This is a genomic window from Streptomyces sp. FH025 (genome assembly GCF_017427025.1).
GTDB lineage: Bacteria > Actinomycetota > Actinomycetes > Streptomycetales > Streptomycetaceae > Kitasatospora.
This window is the reverse complement of record NZ_JAFLNG010000681.1, coordinates 1-4,156: the sequence shown is the minus strand read 5'-3', so window position 1 is coordinate 4,156 and position 4,156 is coordinate 1. Positions and strand designations below refer to the sequence as shown.

Sequence of the window (4,156 nt, the reverse complement as noted above, 5' to 3'; positions counted from 1 at the left end):
TCTAAAGCTACTTATGTCGAGGGCTGTCCGACGCGTCGGCGGGGGTGATCGCCGGATCCGAAGCCGCCCCCGATATCTGTAGGTAAAACTACGTAGTTTTCCTTTGACAGTTCAGACTGCGGGTTTTAGCGTGGACGGCATGGAACAGAACGCCGCGAGCGCATCCGAGTCGGCCGTCCGTGCGGCCGGAGAGCTGCGAGTCCTCCTCAACCGTCTGCGGCGGCGCCTCAAGGAGACCGAGGACCCGCACGGGCTCACCCCGTCGCAGGCGTCGGTCCTCAGTCGGCTCGCGGACGGACCGGCGACGGTCGGCGATCTGGCCGCCGCCGAGAGGGTCCGTTCGCAGTCGATGACCAACACGATTGCCGCGCTCGCCGAACGCGGACTGATCGAGCGTCAGCCCGATCCCTCGGACGGACGCCGGCAGGTCATCTCGCTGAGCCGGCAAGCCGTGGAGCAGCTGAACGACAGTCGGCACGCCCGGGAGGAATGGCTGGCCGGCGCGCTCCAGGAGCGCTACACCGCCGCCGAGCGCCGGTCCATCATCGAGGCGCTCGCCCTCCTGGGGCGGCTGGTCGAGTAGTGCGCCACCCCTGACGTCCGTTCAACGCGCTTCAGAGCGACTCGAATCCGATCAAGGAGAACGAACGACGATGAGCCGTGCCTCGAAACTCAAAGAACTGATCCTGGACCGCGAACTGCTGGTGATGCCCGGGGTCTTCGATCCGATCAGCGCCGGACTCGCCGAGCAGGCCGGCTTCGCGGCGGTCCAGTGCAGTGGCGCGAGCATCTCCGGGGTCCACCTCGGACGCCCGGACTATTCCATGATCTCGATGGACGACATGGCCGCCTGGACCGCGCGCATCGTGAACGCCGTCTCGGTCCCGGTCATGGGCGACGGCGACACCGGCTTCGGCAACGCGGTCAACGCCTACTACACGGTCCAGGCGTTCGAGCGCGCCGGTGCCGCGGGCATCAACCTGGAGGACCAGGTGGTGCCCAAGCGCTGCGGGCACCTGGACGGCAAGCAGCTCGTCGACCTCGACGAGGCGGCCGCCAAGATCCGCGCGGCGGCCGATGCCCGCCACGACCCCGACTTCGTCATCAACGCCCGCACCGACGCGCTGGCCTGCGAGGGCATGGCCGGAGTGATCCGGCGGGGCAACGCGTACCTGGCGGCCGGCGCCACCATGGTCTTCGTCGAGGGCGTCACGAGTCGCGAGGAGATCCGCGAGGCGGTCCGCGGCATCCGCGGGCCCGTGGCCGTCAATGTGATCGAGGGCGGAAAGTCCCCGCAGCGGCTCACCTTCACCGAACTGCAGGAGCTGGGCGTCGCTCGGGTCAGCCTGCCCGCCGTGCTCCTGCTGGCCGCCATGGGCGGCATGCGCACCGCGCTGCGGCGGATGCGCGAGGACGACGGCACCGCCGACCTCGGCGACCTGCTCGTCCCTTTCCGCGAAGCCCACGACCTGATGGGCATGCGCGAGATCGAGGAACTGGAGGAGCGCTACCTGCGCCCCCTGACCGGCACCCCGCACGCCGCCCGATGACTCCGCACCTCCCACCATCGAAGGAGGGCCGCACCATGACCAGCGACACCGCAACCACGGCCACCGGCACCACCGACACCACCGACACCACCGACCGCCCCCGGTCCGTCATCGACAAGATCTGGGACCAGCACGTGGTCGCCGAACTCGACGACGACACCTCCCTGCTGCACATCGACCGGATCCTCCTGCACGACCGCAGCGGCGGGCTGGCCCTGCGCGCCGTACGTGACGAGGGACGCCAACTCTTCGACCGCGACCTGGTCTTCGGCACCATGGACCATGTCGTCGACACCCGTCCCGGCCGCGACGACCGCACGCCGGTCCCCGGCGGCGCGATGTTCATCGACGCCTTCCGTGCGGAGGCCCGCCACCAGGGGGTGACCCTGTTCGACATCGCCGACCCGCGTCAGGGCATCTCCCACGTCGTCTTCCCCGAACAGGGCATCGCCCTGCCGGGAACCACCATGATCTGCGCCGACAGCCACACCCCCACGCTCGGCGGGATCGGAGCGCTGGCCTGGGGCGTGGGCGTCACCGAGTGCGAGCACGCCCTGGCCACCCAGACCCTGGCGATCAGGCGTCCCGCGACGATGCTCGCCCGCTTCGAGGGGACACCGGGCGACCGCGTCGTCGCCAAGGACCTCATCCTGGCCCTGATCGCGAGCATCGGCGCGGGCGGCGCGACCGGCCACGCCATCGAGTTCGCCGGCTCCGCGATCAGCGCCCTCGGCGTCGAGGCCCGGATGACGCTGTGCAACATGGCCGTGGAGGCCGGTGCCCGCACCGGTGTCGTCGCGCCCGACGAGAAGCTCCTCGACTACCTCAAGGGCCGCCCCTACGCTCCCGTCGGACCGGCCTGGGACCAGGCCGCCCGTGCCTGGCTCGACCTGCGAAGCGACCACGCGGCCCCGTACGACCGCACCACCACCCTCCAGGTGGACGGCCTCGGCCCCCAGGTCACCTGGGGCACCAGCCCGCAGCACGCCACCGGAATCGACTCGTTCGTCCCCCACCCCGACGAACTGGCCGATCCCGCCGCCGCCCGGCGCGCGCTCGACTACATGGACCTGCGGCCCGGTACCGCGCTCAGTTCCGTCGCCATCGACGCGGCCTACCTCGGCTCGTGCACCAACGCGCGGCTCAGCGACCTGCGCATCGCCGCCGACGTCCTGCGCGGACACAGGGTCGCCGAAGGGGTCACCGCCATCTGCGTGCCCGGCTCCACCGCGGTGCGCCGCGCCGCCGAAGCCGAAGGCCTGGACCGGGTGTTCGTTGACGCGGGCTTCCAGTGGCGGGAGTCCGGCTGCGGCCTGTGCTTCTACGCCGGCGGCGACCGCTTCCCCGCCGGCGCCCGCGTCATCAGCTCCACCAACCGCAACTTCGAGAACCGCCAGGGCCCCGGTGTGCGCACCCACCTCGCCAGTCCCGCGACCGTCGCCGCCTCCGCGCTCGCCGGCCGCCTCGCCGACCCCCGGGAGCGATGAGCACCGTGCAGCCCTTCCACCAGGTCACCGGTATCGCGGCACCCCTGCTGCGCGCCAACATCGACACCGATGCCATCGCACCCTCCCGCTTCCGCCCCGCAAGCCTGTCCAAGTACGGCTACGAGGCCGCCCTGTTCGCCGGCCTGCGCTTCGACGAGGACGGCGCGGAGCGCCCCGACTTCGTCCTCAACCAGCCTCCCTACCGCAACGCCGTCGCCCTGGTCGTCGGCCCGAACTTCGGCTGCGGCAGCTCACGCGAAACCGCGGTCTGGGCCCTGCGGGACTTCGGCATCCGCGCCGTCATCGCCCCCACCTTCGGATCCATCTTCGAGACCAACTGCCTGCGCAACGGCCTGCTGCCACTGTCCCTGCCGCCCGCCGAACACCAGCGACTCGCCGACGAGACCTTCGCCCCCACGGCGAGCGCGCACCTCACCATCGACCTGGACACCTGCCGGGTCGCAGCCGCCGACGGCCCGCAGCACACCTTCACCATCGACGAGCGCTCCCGCCGACAACTCCTCAGTGGCCTGGACACCATCGGCGAGACCCTGCTCCTGCGCGAGACGATCACCCGCTTCCGCACCCGGGACCGCCACCGTCGGCCCTGGAACTACCCGACCCGGAGCACAACGCCCGAGGGGCCCACTGACGGGTGACGGCCCGGCAGGTCGGCGGTGACCTGGTCGGACACCGGCTCCTCACCGGCTCGCGCGGGGCGGTGCGACGCGCGAGGTCTCTCCTCACCTCACTACCTCGAAGTGATCGGACCGGGGTATCTAATGGTGATTTGTCCTGATTTTTCATCAGGTGCCATGCGGTGCCTGCATCTTGTTGCTTCCTGGTGCGGGGCCGCTTCGTCGTGAGGAGAGGTGAACCTGCGGATGAGTGCTCGTACTCGTGAACAGGACGATTTCAACAGGGCCCCGGCCGGTGGAACCATCCCGGTCGGGGCCGTCGGTGCGTCCGATCCGGTCGGCTCGGGCGGGCGGCGCGGGGAGCGCGGCGTGGGGGCGGTGTCGGTGGGCAGCGCGGTGCTGTCCGGCCTGGCGCTGCTGATGGCCACGGCCCCACCGGTGGCCGCCGCGCCGCTGGAAGCCGTGCCGGTGCTGCGGGCTG

5 protein-coding genes are annotated in these 4,156 nt (G+C 70.9%); all 5 read left to right on the top strand.

Annotated elements, in window-relative coordinates:
• The first annotated feature begins 139 nt into the window (after positions 1-139).
• Complete coding sequence (locus J0670_RS31960; RefSeq protein ID WP_207815478.1) at positions 140-583, top strand: MarR family winged helix-turn-helix transcriptional regulator; 444 nt, start codon at positions 140-142, stop codon at positions 581-583.
• Positions 584-653: 70 nt separating this feature from the next.
• Positions 654-1,550: an oxaloacetate decarboxylase gene (locus tag J0670_RS31955; protein WP_207815475.1), complete on the top strand. Its 897-nt coding sequence runs from the start codon at positions 654-656 to the stop codon at positions 1,548-1,550.
• A 35-nt stretch (positions 1,551-1,585) separates the two neighbouring features.
• Complete coding sequence (locus J0670_RS31950; protein ID WP_207815473.1) at positions 1,586-3,037, top strand: 3-isopropylmalate dehydratase large subunit; 1,452 nt, start codon at positions 1,586-1,588, stop codon at positions 3,035-3,037.
• A complete protein-coding gene (leuD, locus tag J0670_RS31945) occupies positions 3,034-3,696 on the top strand; it encodes a 3-isopropylmalate dehydratase small subunit (RefSeq protein WP_207815471.1) in 663 nt (220 codons plus the stop codon). Before J0670_RS31950 ends, leuD begins: the two co-directional genes overlap by 4 nt.
• Before the next feature lie 213 nt (positions 3,697-3,909).
• Positions 3,910-4,156 (top strand): hypothetical protein (locus tag J0670_RS31940; RefSeq protein ID WP_207815469.1); only part of this gene is annotated, 247 nt, incomplete at its 3' end.

What these genes read in the sequence shown, in the direction of transcription:
- J0670_RS31960 (WP_207815478.1), top strand. Translation starts at nt 140, where the DNA reads ATGGAACAGAACGCCGCGAGCGCATCCGAGTCGGCCGTCCGTGCGGCC.
- J0670_RS31955 (WP_207815475.1), top strand. Translation starts at nt 654, where the DNA reads ATGAGCCGTGCCTCGAAACTCAAAGAACTGATCCTGGACCGCGAACTG.
- J0670_RS31950 (WP_207815473.1), top strand. Translation starts at nt 1,586, where the DNA reads ATGACCAGCGACACCGCAACCACGGCCACCGGCACCACCGACACCACC.
- leuD (WP_207815471.1), top strand. Translation starts at nt 3,034, where the DNA reads ATGAGCACCGTGCAGCCCTTCCACCAGGTCACCGGTATCGCGGCACCC.